The sequence below is a fragment of the Enterococcus sp. DIV1726a genome, from assembly GCF_051710985.1.
Classification (GTDB): domain Bacteria; phylum Bacillota; class Bacilli; order Lactobacillales; family Enterococcaceae; genus Enterococcus_B; species Enterococcus_B hirae.
The window spans coordinates 1,075,875-1,097,275 of sequence record NZ_JBIOLS010000001.1 but is presented as its reverse complement, the minus strand read 5'-3'; the positions used below and the strand labels follow the sequence as shown (position 1 = coordinate 1,097,275).

Sequence of the window (21,401 nt, the reverse complement as noted above, 5' to 3'; positions counted from 1 at the left end):
TATGAAAAAATTCAATAATTGGCCCACCGACTATCCTGATCCTAACTGGTTTATCCATGATCGTTTTGGTTTGTTTATCCATTTTGGCTTGTTCAGTGTGGGAGCTAGACACGAATGGTTTATGACCACAGAACAAGTCTCTTTAGAGGAATATTCAAAAAAATATTTTCAGCATTTTAACCCTGATTTGTTTGATGCAGATGCTTGGGCAAAAGAAGCCGCTCGCTGTGGGGTGAAATACATGGTGTTCACGACAAAACATCATGAAGGCTTTGCCTTATGGGATACGAAACAAACTGATTACAAAATCACCAATACTGCTTTTGGACGAGATCTTCTGGCAGAGCTACTCCCGGCTTTTCGCAAAGTCGGGATCAAAATCGGGTTATACCATTCACTGATCGATTGGCGCCATGAACATTTCCCACTGGACGGACTGCATCCTGAAAGAGAGAACCAGAAACTGCGAGAAAAAAATTCCGAAAGAGATATCAAGATTTATCAACGCTATCTTCGCGAACAAGTCAAAGAACTACTGACAGAATATGGAAAAATCGATTATTTATGGTTCGATTTTTCTTACAGCCACCGCGATTGGGGTTGGTCAAAAGGAAAAGGGCACATTGATTGGGATAGCGAAGCACTAGAAAAGCTCTGCTTAGAACTGCAACCCCATCTCCTATTGAATGATCGGCTTGATTTAGGCCATGGCATCACTACTCCAGAACAGTTTCAACCTGATAAACCATTAGAGAAAAACGGCATGCCTGTTATCTGGGAAGCCTGTCAGACAATGTATGGCACTTGGGGGTATGACCGTGACAATATGGAATGGAAAAGTAGTGAGATGCTTTTGAAAATGCTGATTGATACCGTTTCAAAAAATGGGAATTTCTTGATGAATATTGGTCCTAATCCACGAGGAATGATTGATACGAAAACGTTGGAACGGCTTCATGCTATCGGGGATTGGATGACCCTTCACAAAGCATCTGTCATTGGTTGTTCATATAGCGCCTTTGAAGCTCCTGACGATTGCCGATATACACAAAATGGAAACAAGCTTTATCTGCATCTCTTTTCTTATCCTTACCGCAACCTTCATCTTAAAGGATTAGCAGGTAAAGTTGAGTTTATTCGTCTGCTCAATGATGGCTCGGAAATTTTTTATCGAGGATTTGATCCGGACGAAGTGATTACTTCTACAGAAGCAGTCATTGCTCCAGAAGATCTTGTCATCACCTTGCCAATCATCAAGCCTGATGTGCTGATCCCAGTAATTGAAATTACCTTGAAAGACGATTAAAGAGCAAATATAAAGCAGATGATACTTCCTTCGTCGATTCACAAAAAATACTGGCATCGAAAGCTTGTAAAAACATACTTTTAGTGAGAAATATCGTAAAACATTTGAATAACTACCCAATTTGTATGCTGAAAAAGCAACAATTTGGGTAGTTATTTCAGTCTTTTACAATTATTTGCTCTTGTTTTTTTGTAAGAAGCTCAAAACTGGAAATAAAATGACTTCTTCGTCCTGCTCCAGTTCGATGCCCCCCTTAGTTTACTCCTATTTATTGCTTATAAAGTTCCTTCTCTATTCATTGTTCGGTATTGACCTGGAGTCACACCAACGTTCGTCCTGAATTTTCTCGTATAGTTTGAAACATCATAATATCCATTCTTTTGAATAATCGTTTTTATTGGCAAATCAGTTTCTATTAAGTCTTGCTTGATTTTTTCTAGCCGCAATTCTTGCAGATATTTTGAAAAAGTAGTACCTGTTTCTTTTTTGATAAAACGGCTAAGATAGGAAACTGAAAGTTGAAATTCATCTGCCAACTTTTCCATAGATAATTGGGAAGAAGCATAGTTTTTGTGAAGATATTCGAACAATTCTTTTTTCAGCACAGACTCTTGATTTTGTGGCTTAACTTGCATAACCTCACAGATCATTTTTGCGAGCATTAATAGTTGTTGCTTCAATTCGAGTAAATTACTAAACTTAGCACTTCTTTCTGCTTTTTTCAAAATTGTTTTATTTTGCAAATTACTACTTACTTTAGCAACTGCATTTAATAGATAAAAACCATACATTTTTTGTCCACTATAAGAAAAATGTTCTTTAATCCCCCGCTCAATCAACGATTCAATCGTTTCCGCAGCAATCGTTAAGTCTCCTTGACGCAGACTTTGAATCAATTTCAGTTTTTCTCCATCTGGGTAATTAATGCTAGTTGAAGACTCTTCACTTGGAATTTCATTATAGAAAACAAAGTTATTTTCTACTGTTGAATAGTCTAATGCGGCCAAACCTTCAATATAAGAAGCATTGATCTTCGTAAGGTTTTCAGTACTATTTCCTACTCCTATCCTAAAAGTACCGTAACACGCTTTTTTTAGTTGCTGAATCATCTCTATTACAACTTTCTTGTGACTAGTGTTTTCATAGGTACTAAAGATATAGGCGGTCACTCCTGCAGATAGGATCTCTGTACCATATCCCGAAAAGTTCTTTCCACTTACTTTCAGCGGTAACTCATTAGCTGTGTCGTCAATGCTCTGGATAGGATAATCAACTACGACGACAAAATAGCAAGTACCGGTAAAATGTACTTGGACAGAGTTCAGTAGAACTAATGAATCTTCTGGAGACTTAAATTTCCCTCCTAAAATTTTTCTAAGGACCTGTTCTCTCGCATGGGGAGTCTGTCGTTTAATTTCTTTATGTAGCTCTTCATGTTCGTTCAAAAATTGCGCCAACGTTTCATAGACATTCCCGTTGGAAACAGCTACACCGATTTTATTTCGATAATATTGATCAATCAATTTTTCAATGTTGCGGATCGGCTGTGAAAAACGAGTACCTATAATCACTACAAGCACTAGACCAAACACAAATATCACAAAAAAAAGTTTTAAAAACTTTTGGTGGATGGTATTGATCTTTGTCAAAGCTTGTGATGGATCCATTACAGAAACAAATGACATATTCAAATCCCTGCTATTCAAAGACTGGACAAGATAGTTTCGATGGTTGTAGTAAAAATTGTCCTGTTGCAAGATCATTTGAATTTGCTTCGGCTGATGCAAATGCGCCGTTAGTTTGTTATTACTGGTATCTGCTGCTAGAATACGATACGAGTCATCAATCAGATAGTTGGTACTGATACCATCACTATTGGAAAGATTCAACAGCTTATTCAAAATCGAAATATTGATTGAATAGATTGCTGCGCCATAAAAATGCATTTCTGCATCTTTAATTGGAACAATATAAAAAAGTTGTGTGGAATTAGGTTCTTTTTTCAGGGTTAGTCCAGTTGGAATATCGTTATCAAGATGTGAAAGCAGCTCTTTTTTATCAAGCGAATGATTATTGATTTTTCGTTGCAAAAAATTGTCCACTGTCAAGCTACCGGCAGATGAAAACAATGTATTTGGGTTTTCTTTGTAGTAAAGATAAATTTCCTCAACAAAATCATTACTTAGCTTATATTGTTGCAAGCTAAGTTGTCCTTCACGAGCATAATAACTATGGGAAAGCCTTCCAGGTGAAAGATTGGTGTTATAAGGAATGTGTTGAGTGATATTATCCAATTGCAAAAACTTATTTTCAGATGAGTACTTCAATTGGAGTAACTGATTTTTGGCTGTCAAAACAACTTGCTGATTAATGCTTTCTTTAGCCGTATGAAACCAAATTAACGATACCATAAAAAATGGCACTAGAAAGACAAAAAGATAAGATAAAATCGACTTAGAAAGCTGTCTGTGCTGTTTATTTTTCCCGTTAGTAGCAACTTCTCGTACCATATGTCCCTCCTTGATTCTTTAGCTAATCCTGTCGTGTTATCTAGGGCTTTAGTTACAAATAGCAACTTTTCATTTCTATAATTACTCCTCACAATTCCATCCGAACTGGTCAATGAATAGATATCTACAGGTTGCTAATCCCGATGAAGATACCTAAAAAAGCTGATCCATCAACTTCATAGAACCATTTTCATTATCCTGACAACCCAGCTTTTTGCAGCCACATTTTATTTACATATATCACAAATCTAATTTTTATCTGTTATTCTTCCATCGTTTCCTTTTATTCCAACGTATGTATGCCTCGATTATAAAGCGTTTTCCAAACAAAGGAAATCCTTGCTTAAAATTTTGATCATTGTTCAAAAATTAGCAAGATTTTTGTTCAACTCATTCATTTTTATTCAAAAGCATTTTATTCGCAAAAAGAAAGCGCTATAATAAAAGAAAAACTTGGAGAAAAAAATGGAGACTAGACGTACAAGCGATCTTTTAAGCTATTTGGTAAAAAAGAAACAAGCAACTTCCAAAGAACTTTGTACTCACCTTCACTGTAGTATAAGTACACTTCGCAGAGAATTACTTGAGCTAGAAAAACGAAAATTGATCCGTAGAACTTGGGGCGGAGCGATCTTGAACGAAACGACAAACATGGAATATACTTATCTTCAAAGAGAAGCCAGTAATATCCCGGAAAAAAAGATCATCAGTGAATTAGCACGAGATTTTATTGCACCAGGTATGTGTATTTTTTTAGATTCCAGCAGTACGGTTCTACACCTTATTCCACTACTTGTTAAGATACCTAACTTAATTATCATTACCAATGGTTTGCGTACAGCTTTAAAGTTAAGTGAATGTCAGAACGAATCTTTAAAAATTTATTTGACTGGCGGTGAAGTCAAACTTAATGCTAGTACAGTTATTTCAAATACACTTGATCCCATTACCAGTTCCTTTCGTTTCAATGCTGCCTTTTTATCTTGCCGGGGGCTCGACCATGAAGGGATTTATGAAGCAAACTTCAATCAAGCACAAATCAAAAAAGAAATGATGAATAAAGCACAAGAGATTGTTTTATTGGCTGACGAAACGAAATTTGACTCTACTCATTTTTTCAAGATAGGTGATTATTATGATTATGATGCGATTGTTACCAATAAAAAACCGCCTAAGATTTATCATAGAATCATTGAAAAAAATGACATTCACTTGGTGTATCCCACTGAATGAGAAATATAAATGGACAAAAAACGATTGGAGCATCCAATATTTCTCATTGTCCAACTTGTTGATAGAACTTTTGCAACCAGCCAAACAAACGCCCTTGTTACTCACCCTTTTTCTTCTCAAAAAGCAGGTGACTCAAACAGCACTTATTTGCTTCATCAAAAGAAACAGCACACCTACATCAAGCTATTATGGATTAACCTAAATTCACAGATCATCGAACAAGACAATCCGCTATAAAAAGTGTTTTGGTATCGCTAAAAAATGAACATACAGCATTGAGACCATTGCTTAATTGGCTCTATCATTTATGTGACTGGAGGATTCTTCAGTCACATTTTCGTGCGCTTTGTGCGAAACAAAAAATCTGAGACAGAATGAGATTCATTCTGACCCAGATTTGATTTTACACAGCTACTCAGTTCTTATTGATAAAGAGTCGCATTTGCTAAACACTTTTTGTAATAATTAAGTTAAAAATAAATAAACCAATATAGCAAAACAATTATATAAACTATGCGTTATTATGGAATACCAAATGTTTTGTGTTTTTATATAGACAAATCCTAAAAGAATTCCACTTAAGAAAATCACTAAACCGAATCCATGGACAAGTGCAAATAAAAAAGCAGAAATTAGCATTATTATATACTGACTTTTTTTATTAGTTTGAAGGTTAATCATACAGAAGCGAAAAACTATTTCTTCTAAAATTACGCCATAAGTAATTGCGCTAAAAAAGAAGAAAGAGAGTGAATTTTTTAAATCACTCGGGCTTAAACTTTTTGAAATTGGTGTATTAATCAAATTAATAATAAATAGTATGAGAAATGAAGAAATAACAACTCTTAAAAGTTTTGTTATACTGATTTTTTTCAATTCTTGGATTAAAGTAGAATAAAATAAAACGATTGACAAAATGAAAAAGAAGATACTACTATGCTCAAATAAAAAATAAATATTCGAGGGTACACCAAGCGAAGGAATAATAAAAGTTAGGAGTAAGTACGTACTACAAAATAACCATTTAACCATTCAATCACTATCCAATAGGAATATAATCAATATACTGTGTGTTTGCTGTTGCATTTTCTGTACGAACATAACGATTATCAACTTTCCTATAAACTTTATAGGTTACGGTTATTGTTGCATTTTGACGATATTTTTTAAATTTTCCACTTGCAGAAGTAGTTCTATTTAATTCGATTTTCATTCCAAAAATATTAGCACTAACGGATAATTTTGTACCACGCGTATGAGTTTCTACACCTAAATAAGTTCGAGTTCCTTTCTTGATTGACCAGTTTTGAGGTTTTGACCAAGTTCTCGTTTGAATAGTAGATTCATCTAATACGTAATAATAGTCATCATCAGAATAAGCAGCTATATTAGAAATATTATGCTCACTAGCTAATACTCCAACGCTAGGCATAATGGCAGAACCTAAAGTCAAAATGGACGTTGATAATAACATTGTTTTAAATAAATGCTTTTTCATGGTGTTCTCTCCCAGTAACAATAGATTAAGAAAACGTTTTCTGTGTTTTTAGAATAATAGAAAAATTTAAGGTTGTCAATATTCATTCTAAATAAATTTTGTTATTTAATTTTACGATATAACCAATAAAAAATAGGATAAACCACCCATATATTAGTTAACTATTTGTAATTTTAACTAATTTACCTCAAAGAATCCTGTAAAAGCTTGTTCATACGTGATGTCTCTTTTTTCTTTTTTGTTCATTGTTAAAAGAAATTCCAGAAACGCAAGATGAAAGCTTTCGAGTGAAGCTTCAAACCTTCTGTACTATGAAGATGGGAACACCAATGCGCTGATTTCTCCGTACTCTAATGGGAAAATAGAAGCGAAGAATCCTCATGAAAAGACAACCAAACGAGTAACTTACAGATTTAAATCAATTAATTAAAGTAAATGAAAAAAATCTGAGACAGAATGAGATTCATTCTGACCCAGATTTGATTTTACACAGCTACTCAGTTCTTATTGCTGAGATATCCTCGATAGTCTTCTGTGTGAAGTAGTCGTTTGGCATTCTCGACTCTTTCTTTTGTTGGCGGTTCAATACCTTCTAGTGGATAATCTAAGCCAAGTGTTTCCCACTTATATTTCCCCATCGTATGGTAAGGTAGAATCTCTACTTTAGCTACATTGTTCAATGTCTTGATAAAGTCATCTAGCCGAATCAAGTATTCATCATAGTCACTGCGTTCAGGAACTAATACGTGTCTGATCCACACTGGCTTATTGATCTCAGAAAGATATTGCGCCATCTCCAGAATATTTTCATTATCCCAACGTGTTAACTTTTTATGCTCTTCGTTGTCGATGTGTTTGATATCAAACAGTAACAATTCAGTATACTTCATCAATTCTTGAAAACGAGAAAAGAATGGTTCGTCACGCGTGAAAGGCTTCCCACAAGTATCTAGCGTAGTATGCATACCACGCTCTTTCGCTTTCTTGAACAGTTCGATCAAAAAATCGATCTGTAATAAAGGTTCGCCTCCACTAACAGTGATACCGCCTTCTGAACCCCAATAGGAACGATAGCGCTCTGCTTGGTCTAATAGTTCATCCGCCGTATATTCTTTTCCTCCGCCTATATTCCATGTATCAGGATTATGACAAAATTCACAACGCATGCGACAACCTTGCATAAAAACGACGAATCTAACGCCTGGTCCATCTACAGAACCAAACGTTTCGATCGAATGAACATAGCCAATTGTTTTTTCTTCCATAAGGATCACTTCTTTTCTTTGATTTCATTTTATTTCAAAAGACACTTGAATCAACCGATTGCTAGGAAAAGACGAGGGCAAAGACCTCCGCCTTGCCCTCAACCTTTTTCAATCGTTCTTTTTAATGATAGATCGTATTATTTATTCCGCTTTACATTCTATCGTGTGATGTTCTCATCAATACGTCTAATTGTTGTTCTCTCGTTAGATCACGGAATTTAACAGCATAACCTGAGACACGGATCGTCAAGTTAGGGTATTTCATTGGATTTTCCATAGCGTCACGTAATAGATCATTACTAAATACATTGACGTTCAAATGGTACGCTCCCTTAGAGAAGTAACCATCTAATACATTACGCAAGTTGCCGATACGTGTTTCTTCATCTTTTCCAAGACCGGAAGGATTGATCGTTTGCGTATTAGAGATCCCGTCACGTGCATAACCATAATTGATTTTAGCAGTTGAGTTAAGACTTGCCAACAATCCATTTTGTTCTGCATTGTAACTTGGGTTTGCCCCAGGAGCAAGAGGTTTACCTGCTTCACGTCCATCAGGTGTGTTACCAGTGTTTTTACCATAAACCACGTTTGATGTGATTGTTAATAATGACGTTGTTGGTGTGGAGTTACGGTAAGTTTTATGACGTTTGATTTGTGTCATAAAGTATTCTAAGATCCATTCTGCTAACTCATCTGCTGCATCATCGTCATTTCCGTATTTAGGGAAGTCGCCAGTTACTTCGAAATCAACGGCAATTCCTTTTTCGTTACGGATTGGTTTCACATCTGCATATTTGATTGCTGACAAGCTATCCGCTGCATGAGAGATTCCAGCAATCCCTGTTGCAAATGTACGTTTCAAATCTGAATCCATCAATGCCAGTTGAGCTGCTTCATAAGAATATTTATCATGCATATAATGGATGATGTTTAATGTATTCACATATAACTCAGCTAACCAGTCCATCACATTCATAAATTTGTGTTTTACTTCTTCAAAGTCTAATACATCAGCTGTGATTGGACGATACTCAGGAGCAACTTGGGCACCAGTTACTTCATCAACCCCACCGTTGATTGCGTATAATAATGCTTTTGCTAAGTTCGCACGAGCACCGAAGAACTGCATGTCTTTTCCAACAACTGTTCCAGATACACAACATGCAATAGCGCAATCATCTGAACCCCATTGTTCACGAAGAAGATTGTCATTTTCAAATTGGATAGATGAGCTTTCGATTGCAATTTTACTTGCATAAGTTCTGAAGCCTTCTGGTAAATGTTCTGAATATAAAACTGTTAAGTTTGGTTCAGGAGAAGGACCCATGTTAGTCAATGTGTGCAATAGACGGAAATCATTCTTAGTTACTAATGAGCGTCCATCTAAGCCCATTCCAGCGATTGAAAGAGTCGCCCAGATTGGGAATCCTGAGAATAATTGATTGTATTCTGGTGTACGGGCAAATTTCACCATACGCAATTTCATGACTAAGTGATCGATCAATTCTTGTGCTTCTTGTTCGGTGATCACGCCATTATCTAAGTCACGTTGGATATAGATATCTAAGAAAGCAGAGATACGTCCGATTGACATTGCTGCACCATTTTGTGATTTGATTGCTGCTAAATAACCGAAGTATAACCATTGTACTGCTTCTTTTGCATTAGCAGCTGGTTTAGAGATATCATAGCCATATTTTGCTGCCATTTCTTTCATTTGTGCTAAAGCACGATATTGTTCTGTGATTTCTTCACGAAGACGAATGACTTCTTCATCCATTGTATGGAAACCTGTCATATCATGGTCTTTTTTCTTTTGTTCCATCAAATAGTCAATACCATACAATGCGATACGACGGTAGTCACCAATGATTCGTCCACGTCCATAAGCATCTGGAAGGCCTGTAATGATTTTGTTTTTACGTGCTGCACGCATTTCAGCTGTGTAGGCATCAAATACACCTTGGTTATGTGTTTTACGCCAATCGCTAAAGATATGTGTCAACTCATCATTAGGTGTGTAACCATTACTTGTTAATGCATTGTTAGCCATATTGATACCACCAAATGGCATAAATGCTTGTTTCAATGGTTTATCTGTTTGTAAACCAACGATTTTTTCAAGATCTTTGTCTAAATAACCTGCATCATGTGAGGTAATCGTTGAAACGATTTCTGTGTCCATGTCATAAACGCCATTGCGTTCAAATTGAATATCATTTAGTTTTTGTAATTCTGCCCAAAGCTTTTCTGTTGCTTCAGTTGGTTTTTCTAAAAAGCTGTCGTCTCCACGGTATTCAGTGTAGTTATTTTGGATGAAGTCTCTTGTATCTACGCCTTCTTTCCATTTCGTTCCTTTAAATCCATTCCATTGCTCCATTGTATGGACCTCCCGTTATCTGTTTTATGTAACAGTTTTTACGTGATTAGTATAACACAGACGAGCATCTTTGCAAGGGTTTTCTTGTTTTTTATTTAACAAAAGATGGCGTTTTTATTCACTTATATCAACAAACGCTAATATACCAAGCTTTAGCAATTGTGAACACTTTCATATTTTTTTATCTTAATATTTATAATTTTTTAATAATCAGAAAAAAGAAGGTAGTTCTGTATTAAAACAGATCTACCTTCTTCCAAAAAAACTATAACAGTTAATCGGTAATGGCTACTTCAGGTGGCTCAATGACTTTGATCACTTCGCCGCCTTTTTTCTCGTCAACTGCAAATGAGCCATTAGACGTTCGATCGCCAATCGGATAATCCGTTGGGTCAATCATTAGCTCTTGACCTTTTTGATTAATGATCATTATTTCTTTGGCGTTTCCTTCAGACATATGAATAACTCGATGTGGGTTTTTCTTTAGTTCACGTAGAACTGTAACACCACGTTTTGCTCGAGAGGTTTGACTAATTTCTTGCGCAAGCATCCGTTTTACCGCACCACGTTGAGTGACGATGATGATTGGCGTATCTCCTTCTGTCAAAACGAGTAACCCGTTAACGACAGTATCTTCGTCTTTGAGGTTGATTGAACGAACGCCAGCAGCTTTTGCTCCTACCACAGGTACTTCTTCTAATGGATATCGTAACCCCATCCCTTGGTAGGTGACTAAAAAGAGATCTAAATCCGTTTGACCTTCTACCAAGTAAGACGCAACTAATTCATCATCGTCACTTTTGAGTTTCATGCCACTTAACGGACGACTCTTATAAGTACGCCATGGTTCAAATTCAGTCATTCGAGTTTGTTTTACCCAGCCATTTTTACTGATGAAGACCAATGTTTTTTCTGCTTCGATTTTTTTGTATGGAAAAACAGCTAGAATCGATTCATCAACCGAAAGATTGACAATCGTTTGTGAAATATGTTCTCCAGCATCTTTCCATTTTAAATCTGGCAATTCATGGACAGGACGATAAATGACATTTGCCTTATTGGTGATCAACAACACATGATCCAAGGTATTTAGTTCACCAGAATACAAGAGATAGTCCCCTTCTCTCATGCCGATTTCCTCTGGTTTAGAAGCACTATATGAACGTAGACTAGTCCGTTTCACATAACCTTCCTTCGTTACGCTGACAATCACATCTTCTTGTGCTACTAACACTTTTGTATCAATTTTGATTTCTTCGATTTCGTCTTCAATTGTCGTTAAACGTGCATTAGCATACTTTTTCTTGACCTCACGAAGTTCTTTCTTCATGACCGAGAATAATTCTTTATCATTAGATAGAATTTTGTTCAATTCAGTGATTTGTGCTATTAAGCTTTCTGATTCTTTACGTAATTCCGTAATATCCGTATTTGTTAGACGATATAGTTGCAACGTCACGATTGCTTCAGCTTGTTCTTCCGTAAACTGAAAAACTTCGACTAAATTTTGCTTCGCGTTTTTCTTATCTTTACTTTCTCGGATCGTGGCAATGACTTCATCCAAGATCGACAAAGCTTTCATTAAACCTTCTACGATATGCTGGCGCTTTTGTGCTTTTTCTAAATCAAATTGACTTCGTTTCGTGATCACTTGTTTTCGATGATCAATATAACTACTTAAAATATCTTTTAACCCCACTTGATGCGGTGTCATATGATCAATAGCTACCATATTGAAGTTGTAATTGATTTGTAGTTCAGTATTTTTAAACAGGTAATTGAGGATACCTTGTGCGTTAGCATCTTTTTTCAATTCAACCACGATCTGTAATCCAGTGCGGTCACTTTCATCTCTAACTTCTGCAATGCCATCGATTTTTTTATTTAAACGGATTTCATCCATTTTCTTCACTAATGTGGCTTTATTTACTTCATAAGGGATCTCGGAAATCACGATTTGTTGCTTGTTCCCTTTAATCGCTTCAATTTTAGTCTTTGATCGCAGAATGACTTTTCCACGTCCAGTTTCATAAGCTTTTTTGATCTCTGCTTTTCCTTGCAAGATTCCCCCAGTAGGAAAATCAGGACCAGGGATATAATCCATTAGTTTCTCTAAACTCGCTTGGGGATGATCAATGAGGTAAATCGTACCATCAATGACTTCTGCTAAGTTATGGGTAGGGATCTCCGTAGCATAACCAGCGGAAATTCCCGTTGAACCATTGACTAATAGGTTTGGATATCTCGCTGGCAACACAGTTGGTTCTTTTTCAGTATCATCAAAGTTCCATACAAGATCAACCGTATTTTTTTCAATATCTGCCAACATTTCACCACTTAATTGGGAGAGCCGTGCTTCTGTATAACGCATAGCAGCTGGTGGGTCACCATCCATACTACCGTTATTTCCGTGCATCTCTATAAGTACTTCTCTTAGCTTCCAATCCTGACTCATCCGAACCATGGCTTCATAAATACTACTGTCCCCATGAGGATGATAATTCCCCATGATATTTCCGACAGATTTGGCAGATTTACGGAATCCTTTATCAAAAGTATTGCCATCTTTATTCATCGCAAATAAAATTCGTCTTTGAACGGGTTTCAATCCATCTCGGATGTCTGGCAATGCTCTTTCTTGAATAATATATTTTGAGTAACGTCCAAAGCGGTCACCCATCACTTCTTCTAGGGTTAGTTCTTGGACTTCTTGACGTTCTTCCATTAGGTGACCTCCTATTCTTCTACTAATTCAGATTGTTTCTCTTCATCGAACAATTCATTGGACGTAGCTGTATTTTCAATATCTTCTTTTTTATCTAAGATACTACCATCTTCTTCTAACGTGAATTGCACATGATTTTCGATCCATTTTCGGCGAGGTTCAACTTTGTCCCCCATTAATGTCGTCACGCGACGTTCCGCTTGAGCAGCATCATCTATCCTCACGCGAATCAACGTTCGAGAGGCTGGGTCCATGGTAGTTTCCCACAATTGTTCTGCATTCATTTCTCCAAGACCTTTATAGCGTTGCAACATATAGCCTTTACCAATTTTTTTGATGGTCGCTGCTAATTCATCATCTGTCCAAGCATATTCGACCACTTGTTTTTTTCCTTGACCTTTAGAAACCTTATAAAGCGGTGGTAATGCGATATACACTTTTCCTGCTTCAATCAATGGTTTCATGTAACGATAAAAGAACGTCAGTAATAACACTTGAATATGCGCACCATCGGTATCCGCATCGGTCATGATAATAATTTTGTCATAATTGCAATCTTCAATTGAAAACTCAGGTCCAACACCTGAACCGATCGTATAGATCATCGTATTGATTTCTTCGTTTTTCAAGATGTCTTGCATTTTTGCTTTTTCAGTGTTGATCACTTTCCCACGAAGAGGCAAGATGGCTTGGAATTTACGGTCTCTTCCTTGTTTTGCTGAACCACCAGCAGAGTCTCCCTCCACGAGGTATAATTCATTCTTTTTCGGATTTCGTGATTGAGCAGGTGTCAGTTTTCCTGAGAGTAATGATTCACCTTTTTTACGTTTTTTCCCATTACGGCTTTCTTCTCGAGCTTTTCGGGCAGCTTCACGTGCTTCTCGGGCTTTGATTGCTTTTCGCACTAACATTTGGCTCATTTCACTGTTTTCTTGTAAATAAAAGCCCATTTGTTCTCCAATGACATTATCTACTGCCGTACGGGCAATTGGTGTACCCAATTTTTCTTTTGTTTGTCCTTCAAATTGTAAGAGATTCTCAGGTACTCGAATGGAGAGAACAGCTGCTAAACCTTCTCTAAAATCACTACCTTCGAGATTCTTATCTCGTTCCTTCAGCAAGCCTACTTTTCGGGCATATTCATTGTAGGCTTTCGTCATCGCTGACTTCATACCGACTTCATGGGTGCCTCCATCTTTCGTTCGGACATTATTCACAAATGACAACACGTTTTCTGAATATCCATCATTATATTGGTAAGCAACTTCGACTTCGATACCGTCTTTTTCACCAGAAAAATAAACAACTGGTGTCAACGTATCTTTTTCTTCGTTTAGGTAGTCAACAAATTCTTTGATTCCTTCTTCGTAGTGAAAAACTTCCTTGATTGGTTCTTCACCACGCAGATCAGAAAGTGTGATTTTTACTCCTCTTAAAAGAAAAGCTGATTCTCGCAAACGTTCAGATAAAATATCATAAGAAAATTTAGTAGTGGAAAAGATCGTGTCATCTGGTAAGAAATGAACTGTCGTTCCATTGGATTTCTTGGTTTTCCCGATTTTTTTCAGTGTACCATCAGGCTTACCACCATTGCTGAATTTTTGTTGGTATTCAATCCCATCACGGACGATTGTAACAACCAACCATTTTGATAAAGCATTGACCACACTTGCTCCGACACCGTGTAGTCCCCCTGAGGTCTTGTATCCTCCTTGACCGAACTTTCCGCCGGCATGTAGTACAGTAAAAATCACTTCAACTGTGGGGATACCAGAAGCATGCATCCCAACTGGCATACCACGACCGCTATCTGTCACAGTGATACTATTGTCTTCATGAATGGTTACATCAATTTCATTTCCATATCCAGATAAAGCTTCATCAACCGCATTGTCAACGATCTCATAGACTAAATGATGTAAGCCCCGGCTATCCGTTGACCCGATATACATTCCTGGTCGTTTTCTAACTGCCTCTAATCCTTCAAGAACCTGGATCGATGCATCATTATATTCGTTCTTTACTTTTTTTGCCAAGGCAAACGCTCCTTCAATAATACTTTACGGTTAAAACCGCATCACGATAATCATACTAGAAATACGCATGAAAAAAAAGAGGTTAGGAAAGAATTAAAACTTAATTACTAACTAACCTTTGAGAATACCATCTTTTTTATTCTATTGTTCGCTTTTGTCTTGTCGATTAAATATTTCACGTTATTTAAAATGCAAACATTTAGTTATCTTTTTCGTTCATATTGTTCCACTCGATTTTTATACAACGATCCATGACGATGTCTTTGCGATTTGCTGATTGAAGCTTGTTTGCTGCTTCTTCATTTGCAATACCTAATTGCGCCCAAAATACTTTTGCTTGAGTCTGTAAAAAGTCAGCAGCTACCTCTGGCAAAAATTCACTACGCCGAAAAATATCCACGATATCGATCGGTTCTTGGATTTCCTGTAGCGACGCATAGACCTTTTCGCCTAAAATGATCTCTCCTGCTAATAATGGGTTCACCGGAATGATACGATATCCCCGTTCTTGCAGAAATCGAGCAATTTGATAACTTGTTCGTTCTTCCTTATTACTCAAACCAACAATTGCAATCGTTTTTGCTGTTTTTAAATAATCGAAGATTTTTTCTTGTGTTGGATTTTCAAATGACATAAATAATACTCCCTTTCCTTCACTCTTTCAAGTATTTCCAATTGTTCACGTACTTTATTCATGCTAAAATAAACATTAGTTTCAAATTGAAAGAGGTAGAACAATGAAATTAATTTTATTATTGGTACTTGCCTATCTTCTAGGCTCGATTCCTTCGGGGGTTTGGATAGGTAAATTATTTTTCAAAAAAGATATCCGCCAACATGGCAGCGGAAATACTGGCACCACCAATACTTTTAGAGTTTTAGGAAAAACAGCAGGTACAATTGTGTTGTTCATGGATATCTTGAAAGGAACCTTGGCAACTTGCTTACCAGTTATTTTCCACGTTACAACCATTAATCCCCTATGGTTTGGTGTTTGTGCGATCTTAGGTCATACGTTCCCTATTTTCGCTGGCTTCAAAGGAGGCAAAGCAGTTGCAACAAGTGCTGGAATGTTACTTGGATTCAATCCTCTATTTTTTATCTATTCCAGTATCATCTTCGTTGTTACGCTCTTTTGTACTAGTATGGTAAGTTTAACAAGTATGATCAGTGCAACTTTGATCACTTTATCAACGATTATCCTTCCTTACATCGCACCTGGTATCTTACCTAAGCAAAACTGGCTATTGACGATCATTGCATTTTTAGTTTCTGCCTTTATTTTCTATCGCCATAAAGAGAATATCCTACGAATCAAAAACCATACAGAAAGTCGTATCCCCTTCGGATTGAATAGTAGTAAGAAAAAAAATTGACCTGAGAGAAAAACAGTTGACTAATCAGCCAACTGTTTTTTTAGCTTTTAAATGATTGATTCGTTAAGAAGCGAAAAGAAACGATTAGCAAAATAAAGGGAACATGAATCATTATACCTGATTTCCTCTGATTAATTGAAATCAAACAACTTTAGGATAACCACTATTTTACCGTAATCGAATATTTTGTTTGAAAAATTTCATGTGCGCCTAGTTGATTGATTCCAGCTTTTTCCATCAATTCTCCCGAGCTGTTTACTGTATCTGCGATACCACACCAAGGTTCGATACAAACAAAAGGCGCTTCTTTTGGATAAGGTGACCAAATCCCAACATATGGCATATCTTTATAACTCAATGTCACACTGTGGCTAGATTTTTCACTACGGATGGCATAAGCGTTCAATCCTTTCGTTTCAAATACTAGTGCATCATTTTCAAAAAGATCGTGTACTAATGCAAGGTTGGTATTTGTTTGCCCAAGTGTTTTTTGTTCCATATCGATATATGGCCCACTTAAAGGTAAACGCAAACGTGATTTTTTAGGTGAAAACGCAAGATAAAAATCATCAAAAGTCAATCCTTCTTCCAGAGGAACATTAAAGGCTGGGTGACCCCCAATCGAAAAGAACATTTCTTCTTCTCCAGTATTAGCCACTTGATAATGAACGGTGATCCCATCTCCGCCTAATTCATAAGAAATCACTAATTCAAAATCAAAAGGATAATTTTTTTTGGTCTCGGGTGTGCTTCTTAACAAAAAGCTGGCTAATTCTTGACCATGTTCGATTACTTCAAAATCCATATCTCTCGCAAAGCCATGTTGCCCCATTGAATAAGTCTTTCCTTGGTACGTGTATTGGTCATCCTTTAATCTTCCAACAAATGGAAATAAAACGGGCGCATGTCTTCCCCAATACGCTGGATCAGCTTGCCAAATATACTCAAGATTATTATCCTTTGATTTTAAACTGACCAATTCTGCTCCATGTTCAGCAATTTCAGCAATCAATTGATCATTTTGAATGATTACAGTCATTATAATTCCTCCACCGTTAAATCTTAGGACCTGAGATAGCTAGTCTCAGGTCCTAAGCTATTCTTATTTTTTCCAACAAGAAGTATCCGAATCATCCTTGGCATTACTCGTGTGTTTCAGCGAAAAGAAAACCTAAAGGAGACTCTTTTTGTTTACTTCGTTCCTACTGAATAGATTCATCTAATCAATCGGTCATAGATTTTTAGTAACTGTGTTTTGTTAATTCTTCTTTGAATCTGGAATTTAGAACTTTTAAATACGTCCCTTTCATCCCAAGGGAGCGTGATTCAATGATCCCAGCTGACTCTAATTTACGTAATGCATTGACGATCACTGAGCGAGTGATCCCAATTTTATCCGCAATATTGGATGCTGTTAAACGTCCTTCATCGCCTTCTAAGGCATCGAAAATCGCTTGAACTGCCTTCAATTCGCTGTAAGACAAAGTATTGATCGCCATTTGGACAGCTGTTGCACTTCTGACATCCGCTTCAATACTACGTGATTTTTGATAAAGGATCTGCATACCGACTACCGTCGCACCATATTCAGCCAACACTAGGTCTTCATCGGTAAAGGCTTGTTCCATCCTTGATAAAATAATGGTTCCTAACCGCTCGCCAGCACCAAAAATAGGGACTACTGTCGTCAAACCAAATGGGTATTTTTCTCTTGCTTCAAAAGGAAAAGCAGTCATTTCACTACTGATCGGAATATTGGCTTCCGTTTTGTTCAATTGATCAACTGTATCAGTATAAGAATCGGGAAATTGCTTTTCAACAAACATCATTTTTATCCGTTCATTGTTGACATCATGACGTTCATCATAGCCTAATAAGACTCCTTCACTGCTGATGATATAGACGTTACTATCTAAAATAGCACCTAATGTCACAGCCATTTTATCATAAGGTAAATCAGCTCGCAGATCGAAAGTATTTTTTTGTTGTAATAATTTGTTGATATTGCGGGTTTTTGTTAATAAATCCGTCATTTTCTTCCTCCGATTTTATAAAATAAAACGACTTAAATCTTCATTTGCTACAATCGAACCTAATTTTTCTTCTACATATGCTTCCGTAATCGTGATTTCTCCCATTTGCATGTCAGGTGCTTCAAACAATAAGTCTTCTAACAATTTTTCTAAGATCGTGTGCAAACGTCTAGCTCCGATATTGTCTGTATCGCGGTTCACATCATAAGCGATTTGAGCGATTTTCTCAATTGCTTCTTTCGTAAAGATAACTGAAACATTTTCTGTACCAATTAATGCTACGTATTGTTTGATTAGTGCATTGTTTGGTTCAGTCAAGATTTTAATAAATTCATCTGCAGTTAAATCATCTAATTCTACACGTATTGGAAAACGTCCTTGCAATTCTGGAATCAAATCACTTGGTTTTGATAAATGGAAGGCACCAGAAGCAATAAATAAGACGTGATCCGTTTGGATAACTCCATACTTCGTGTTCACTTGTGAACCTTCAACGATTGGCAGGATATCTCTTTGGACGCCTTCACGTGATACTTCACCAGATTGTTGTGATTTTGAAGTGATTTTATCGATTTCATCAATAAAAATGATCCCGCTTGATTGTGCTAATTGAATGGCTTCACTATGGATGTCAGCATCTTTGACTAGTTTACTTGATTCTTCTTTGATCAACAGTTCAAGTGCATCTTTTACTGCTAACGTGCGCTCAACCTTTTTCTTCGGTGTTAGCGCCCCTAATGTTTCATTTAAATCAATGCCCATCTGTTCCAAACCATTGTTCATCATCGGAGCTGGTTTCTTTTGTTCTTCTATTTCGATTGTTACTTGACGGTTATCAAGTAAACCTTTTTGTAATTGTTCTAGAACCGTTTTCCGATTGACACGGATTTCTTCAGTCACTTCTTCTTGCGGTTCTGCTGTATTTTGTTGCGCAACATTGAACATGTTCATCATTTGTTCAAATTGATTTCCTGTTTGTTTTTGTTCTTTTTTAATCCCAGGAACCAGCACTTTTACTAGGCGTTTTTCTGCTCTTTTCTTAGCTTCAGTATATACACGGCTATATTGTTCTTTTTCAACGATCTGGATCGCATTTTCTACTAGATCACGAACCATCGACTCCACATCTCGACCAACATAACCTACTTCTGTAAATTTCGTTGCTTCTACTTTCACGAAAGGAGCGTTGACGATTTTCGCCAATCGACGAGCGATCTCTGTTTTCCCTACCCCTGTTGGTCCGATCATCAACATATTTTTAGGTGTGATGTCTTGTTGCATTTTTTCATCTAATTGTAAACGGCGATAGCGATTGCGCAAAGCGACCGCAACTGATTTTTTAGCTGCTTGTTGTCCAATGATATATTGATCTAATTCATTAACGATTTGTCTTGGTGTTTGTTTTAATTCATACATTCTTCTTCACCTCTATAATTCTTCCACAATAATATTATGATTTGTAAAGATACAAATGTCTGCTGCAATATTCAATGCATTCTCTGCGATTTCTTTGGCACTCATGTCGTTTTGTGCGTAGTTCTTCATTGCTCGAGCAGCAGCTAATGCAAAATTCCCTCCTGAACCAATGGCCAAAATTCCATCATCTGGTGCAATCACTTCCCCAGTACCTGAAACTAATAACATTTCTTTTTCGTTCATTACGATCAACATTGCTTCTAGTTTTTGCATGGACTGTTGTGTCCGCCATTCTTGCGCTAATTCCACTGCAGCTCGCTGTAAATTACCATTGTATTCATTTAATTTGCCTTCAAATTTTTCTTCCAATGTAAATGCGTCTGCGACACTTCCAGCAAATCCTACGATGACTTCATCATTATAGATTCGACGGACTTTTCTTGCGCTTCCTTTCATCACCACGGATTCGCCCATTGTAACTTGACCGTCACCTGCCATTGCAAATTTTCCATCTTTTTCAACGGCACAAATCGTCGTTGAATGAAATTGTGATTCTACCATAGTTATTTCCTCCCAATTAAGATTACTGATCCTTTTCTATTACGCTCTTGGATGAAACGAGCGATAATTTTTTTGTAAACTTTCTTTTGTCACGTGAGCATAGATCTGTGTAGTAGATAGATTAGCATGACCCAACAGTTCTTGAACTGTCCGCATATCTGCACCATTATTCAGCAAGTGTGTAGCAAAGGTATGCCGCAGCATATGTGGATGGATCGAACTATCTAAACTACTCTTTTTAATCACTTGATTCAATACATACTCGATCCCTGTTGGCGTAATTGGTTCACCATGATGGTTCACAAAAACATAGTCATGACTCTTGTGGTATTTATCCATCAAAGCCTTTCGCCCTTTTTCAAAATACTCTTGTAAGGCATCTTGTGCGAATGAACCAAGTGGTGCATACCGTTCTTTATTCCCTTTACCATGAATCAACATGACTTCGGAGTCGAAATCGATTTCTGCTAGTTTCAAATTACTGCACTCGCTTAATCGAATCCCCGAACCGTAAAGAACTTCTAATAGCGCTTGGTTCCTCAAATCTAAAGGTTTTTCTCCTTTGACACTGTCAAATAATACTTGCATTTCATTCTCATAAAAAAAGCGAGGTAGTTTCAAATTTTTCTTTTTTAGGTGGACATAAGAAAAAGGATTTTCTTTGATCACTTCTTCTTTTAAAAGGTATTGATAAAAAGAGCGCAGACTTGCAATCTTACGACTGATCGAATTTCTACTATATCTTTCATCAGTTAGGTAACTTAAATACACTCGAACATCTAAGTGATTGATTTTTAATAAATCATCCTCTCCTGATTCTGTAAGAAATCTTTCAAAATTAGTGAGGTCTTCCTCGTATGCTTCTCGTGTTTTTTCAGAGTAACCACGTTCCACGATTAAATAACGCAAAAACTTATCTTTCCACGTTTGTTCTAGCATTTTATCACCTTCCTTTTAATCCCAGAGATAAATTTAGCATAGCAAAATTAAAAAAACAAATAAATTGTCAGAATTTAATCAATATTTCTAAGTTTGTTCACAATTGAAACAATTAATTTG

Annotated in this window: 17 protein-coding genes and 1 pseudogene; 5 read left to right on the top strand and 13 right to left on the bottom strand. The window is 36.7% G+C overall.

What is annotated here, in order from left to right; translation table 11 throughout:
• Window position 1: 1 nt before the first annotated feature.
• Window positions 2-1,306: an alpha-L-fucosidase gene (locus IGJ27_RS04980; protein WP_053766425.1), complete on the top strand. Its 1,305-nt coding sequence runs from the start codon at window positions 2-4 to the stop codon at window positions 1,304-1,306.
• Window positions 1,307-1,581: 275 nt separating this feature from the next.
• Here the strand turns inward: IGJ27_RS04980 and IGJ27_RS04975 are convergent, their stop codons facing one another.
• Window positions 1,582-3,816 (bottom strand): helix-turn-helix domain-containing protein, encoded by a 2,235-nt coding sequence (locus IGJ27_RS04975; RefSeq protein ID WP_178306039.1) that lies wholly within the window; start codon window positions 3,814-3,816, stop codon window positions 1,582-1,584.
• Between the two features lie 465 nt (window positions 3,817-4,281).
• Between IGJ27_RS04975 and IGJ27_RS04970 the strand changes: the two genes are divergently transcribed.
• Together IGJ27_RS04970 and IGJ27_RS04965 are read left to right on the top strand one after the other, a co-directional pair.
• On the top strand, window positions 4,282-5,049 hold the full coding sequence (locus IGJ27_RS04970; RefSeq protein ID WP_010737385.1) for a DeoR/GlpR family DNA-binding transcription regulator: 768 nt from the start codon (window positions 4,282-4,284) through the stop codon (window positions 5,047-5,049).
• A gap of 9 nt (window positions 5,050-5,058) precedes the next feature.
• Entirely contained in the window at window positions 5,059-5,286 is a 228-nt protein-coding gene (locus IGJ27_RS04965; protein ID WP_034700313.1) for a hypothetical protein, read from the top strand.
• Between the two features lie 228 nt (window positions 5,287-5,514).
• On the opposite strand, the gene IGJ27_RS04960 is transcribed toward IGJ27_RS04965, so the two are convergent.
• Together IGJ27_RS04960 and IGJ27_RS04955 are read right to left on the bottom strand one after the other, a co-directional pair.
• Complete coding sequence (locus tag IGJ27_RS04960; RefSeq protein ID WP_178306040.1) at window positions 5,515-6,081, bottom strand: CPBP family intramembrane glutamic endopeptidase; 567 nt, start codon at window positions 6,079-6,081, stop codon at window positions 5,515-5,517.
• Between the two features lie 7 nt (window positions 6,082-6,088).
• Complete coding sequence (locus IGJ27_RS04955; RefSeq protein ID WP_178306041.1) at window positions 6,089-6,547, bottom strand: LMxysn_1693 family intestinal colonization protein; 459 nt, start codon at window positions 6,545-6,547, stop codon at window positions 6,089-6,091.
• A 233-nt stretch (window positions 6,548-6,780) separates the two neighbouring features.
• Between IGJ27_RS04955 and IGJ27_RS04950 the strand changes: the two are divergent.
• Window positions 6,781-6,977 (top strand): annotated as a pseudogene (locus tag IGJ27_RS04950) (ISL3 family transposase); the annotation flags it as partial.
• 67 nt (window positions 6,978-7,044) lie between these two features.
• Here the strand turns inward: IGJ27_RS04950 and pflA are convergent.
• The 5 genes from pflA to IGJ27_RS04925 form a co-directional block, all read right to left on the bottom strand.
• Window positions 7,045-7,812: a pyruvate formate-lyase-activating protein gene (gene pflA, locus IGJ27_RS04945; RefSeq protein ID WP_010737384.1), complete on the bottom strand. Its 768-nt coding sequence runs from the start codon at window positions 7,810-7,812 to the stop codon at window positions 7,045-7,047.
• Window positions 7,813-7,963: 151 nt separating this feature from the next.
• Complete coding sequence (gene pflB / locus IGJ27_RS04940) at window positions 7,964-10,195, bottom strand: formate C-acetyltransferase (RefSeq protein WP_010719453.1); 2,232 nt, start codon at window positions 10,193-10,195, stop codon at window positions 7,964-7,966.
• Window positions 10,196-10,469: 274 nt separating this feature from the next.
• Window positions 10,470-12,920 carry a DNA topoisomerase IV subunit A gene (gene parC / locus IGJ27_RS04935; protein WP_010719454.1) on the bottom strand — a complete coding sequence of 817 codons (2,451 nt, stop codon included), beginning with the start codon at window positions 12,918-12,920 and terminating at the stop codon, window positions 10,470-10,472.
• An 11-nt stretch (window positions 12,921-12,931) separates the two neighbouring features.
• Window positions 12,932-14,956 (bottom strand): DNA topoisomerase IV subunit B, encoded by a 2,025-nt coding sequence (gene parE, locus IGJ27_RS04930; protein WP_010737383.1) that lies wholly within the window; start codon window positions 14,954-14,956, stop codon window positions 12,932-12,934.
• Between the two features lie 199 nt (window positions 14,957-15,155).
• A complete protein-coding gene (locus IGJ27_RS04925) occupies window positions 15,156-15,590 on the bottom strand; it encodes a CoA-binding protein (RefSeq protein WP_010719456.1) in 435 nt (144 codons plus the stop codon).
• A gap of 103 nt (window positions 15,591-15,693) precedes the next feature.
• On the opposite strand from IGJ27_RS04925, the gene plsY reads away from it, so the two are divergent.
• Window positions 15,694-16,332: a glycerol-3-phosphate 1-O-acyltransferase PlsY gene (gene plsY, locus IGJ27_RS04920; protein WP_010719457.1), complete on the top strand. Its 639-nt coding sequence runs from the start codon at window positions 15,694-15,696 to the stop codon at window positions 16,330-16,332.
• A gap of 163 nt (window positions 16,333-16,495) precedes the next feature.
• Here plsY and IGJ27_RS04915 read toward each other — a convergent pair whose 3' ends face one another.
• The 5 genes from IGJ27_RS04915 to xerC form a co-directional block, all read right to left on the bottom strand.
• The gene (locus tag IGJ27_RS04915) at window positions 16,496-17,371 is read right to left on the bottom strand and encodes an aldose 1-epimerase family protein (RefSeq protein ID WP_034700304.1); all 876 of its coding nucleotides are present in this window, start codon (window positions 17,369-17,371) and stop codon (window positions 16,496-16,498) included.
• A gap of 202 nt (window positions 17,372-17,573) precedes the next feature.
• A complete protein-coding gene (gene codY, locus IGJ27_RS04910; protein WP_010719459.1) occupies window positions 17,574-18,365 on the bottom strand; it encodes a GTP-sensing pleiotropic transcriptional regulator CodY in 792 nt (263 codons plus the stop codon).
• A 15-nt stretch (window positions 18,366-18,380) separates the two neighbouring features.
• Complete coding sequence (gene hslU / locus IGJ27_RS04905; RefSeq protein WP_438791692.1) at window positions 18,381-19,781, bottom strand: ATP-dependent protease ATPase subunit HslU; 1,401 nt, start codon at window positions 19,779-19,781, stop codon at window positions 18,381-18,383.
• A gap of 12 nt (window positions 19,782-19,793) precedes the next feature.
• Window positions 19,794-20,342 (bottom strand): ATP-dependent protease subunit HslV, encoded by a 549-nt coding sequence (gene hslV / locus IGJ27_RS04900; protein WP_010719461.1) that lies wholly within the window; start codon window positions 20,340-20,342, stop codon window positions 19,794-19,796.
• A 39-nt stretch (window positions 20,343-20,381) separates the two neighbouring features.
• A complete protein-coding gene (gene xerC, locus IGJ27_RS04895; RefSeq protein ID WP_096710450.1) occupies window positions 20,382-21,281 on the bottom strand; it encodes a tyrosine recombinase XerC in 900 nt (299 codons plus the stop codon).
• Window positions 21,282-21,401: the final 120 nt, after the last annotated feature.

Bases quoted from the DNA above. Each gene is read 5' to 3' on its own strand.
- IGJ27_RS04980 (WP_053766425.1), top strand. From the start codon at position 2: ATGAAAAAATTCAATAATTGGCCCACCGACTATCCTGATCCTAACTGG.
- IGJ27_RS04975 (WP_178306039.1), bottom strand. From the start codon at position 3,816: ATGGTACGAGAAGTTGCTACTAACGGGAAAAATAAACAGCACAGACAG.
- IGJ27_RS04970 (WP_010737385.1), top strand. From the start codon at position 4,282: ATGGAGACTAGACGTACAAGCGATCTTTTAAGCTATTTGGTAAAAAAG.
- IGJ27_RS04965 (WP_034700313.1), top strand. From the start codon at position 5,059: ATGGACAAAAAACGATTGGAGCATCCAATATTTCTCATTGTCCAACTT.
- IGJ27_RS04960 (WP_178306040.1), bottom strand. From the start codon at position 6,081: ATGGTTAAATGGTTATTTTGTAGTACGTACTTACTCCTAACTTTTATT.
- IGJ27_RS04955 (WP_178306041.1), bottom strand. From the start codon at position 6,547: ATGAAAAAGCATTTATTTAAAACAATGTTATTATCAACGTCCATTTTG.
- pflA (WP_010737384.1), bottom strand. From the start codon at position 7,812: ATGGAAGAAAAAACAATTGGCTATGTTCATTCGATCGAAACGTTTGGT.
- pflB (WP_010719453.1), bottom strand. From the start codon at position 10,195: ATGGAGCAATGGAATGGATTTAAAGGAACGAAATGGAAAGAAGGCGTA.
- parC (WP_010719454.1), bottom strand. From the start codon at position 12,920: ATGGAAGAACGTCAAGAAGTCCAAGAACTAACCCTAGAAGAAGTGATG.
- IGJ27_RS04925 (WP_010719456.1), bottom strand. From the start codon at position 15,590: ATGTCATTTGAAAATCCAACACAAGAAAAAATCTTCGATTATTTAAAA.
- plsY (WP_010719457.1), top strand. From the start codon at position 15,694: ATGAAATTAATTTTATTATTGGTACTTGCCTATCTTCTAGGCTCGATT.
- IGJ27_RS04915 (WP_034700304.1), bottom strand. From the start codon at position 17,371: ATGACTGTAATCATTCAAAATGATCAATTGATTGCTGAAATTGCTGAA.
- codY (WP_010719459.1), bottom strand. From the start codon at position 18,365: ATGACGGATTTATTAACAAAAACCCGCAATATCAACAAATTATTACAA.
- hslU (WP_438791692.1), bottom strand. From the start codon at position 19,781: ATGTATGAATTAAAACAAACACCAAGACAAATCGTTAATGAATTAGAT.
- hslV (WP_010719461.1), bottom strand. From the start codon at position 20,342: ATGGTAGAATCACAATTTCATTCAACGACGATTTGTGCCGTTGAAAAA.
- xerC (WP_096710450.1), bottom strand. From the start codon at position 21,281: ATGCTAGAACAAACGTGGAAAGATAAGTTTTTGCGTTATTTAATCGTG.